This window comes from Treponema endosymbiont of Eucomonympha sp., from assembly GCF_001028545.1.
This window is the reverse complement of record NZ_BBPW01000370.1, coordinates 1-677: the sequence shown is the minus strand read 5'-3', so window position 1 is coordinate 677 and position 677 is coordinate 1. Positions and strand designations below refer to the sequence as shown.

Here is a 677-nt window from a genome sequence, read left to right as displayed (position 1 = left end):
TCCGCACCGGCGAGCGCTTTGCCGTCGTCATCCCGCCGCCGAACGTTACCGGTGTGCTGCACTTGGGGCACGGGCTGAATCACGCCCTGCAGGATATCGCGGTGCGCTATCACCGCATGAAGGGCGACGACACGCTCTGGCTCCCCGGCACCGACCACGCGGGAATCGCCACGCAGCACGTCGTCGAAACACGGCTCAAGAAGGAAGGACTGCGCCGTGCCGACCTGGGGCGCGAGGAATTCCTCCGGCGCACGCGGCAGGTAACGGACGAGCACCACGCGGTGATCACGGCGCAGCAGCGGAAGCTCGGCAACAGCGTCGACTGGACGCGCGAGCGCTTCACGCTCGACGAGGGGCTTTCCCGCGCGGTACGCGAGGTGTTTGTGAGCCTCTACGAGCGCGGCTTGGTCTACCGCGGGCGCTATCTGGTGAACTGGTGCCCCTCGTGCGGAACCGCGCTCGCTGACGACGAGGTGGAACACGCCGCCGCTGCGGGCGAAATGCACCATATCTATTACGAGCTGGCTGACGGGAGCGGCGCGAAGGTCGAGATTGCGACGACGCGCACCGAGACCCTCTTCGGCGACACGGCGGTCGCGGTGAACCCGCGCGACGGGCGCTACGCGCGCCTTGTGGGAAAGCTCGTGAAGCTGCCGCTCACCGGCAAGGAGATACCG

Annotated in this window: 1 protein-coding gene; it reads left to right on the top strand. The window is 67.7% G+C overall.

Features of this window, described 5'->3' with window-relative positions; translation table 11 throughout:
• On the top strand, positions 1-677 hold a 677-nt coding region (locus tag AWU74_RS07120; RefSeq protein WP_162504994.1), incomplete at both ends, for a class I tRNA ligase family protein.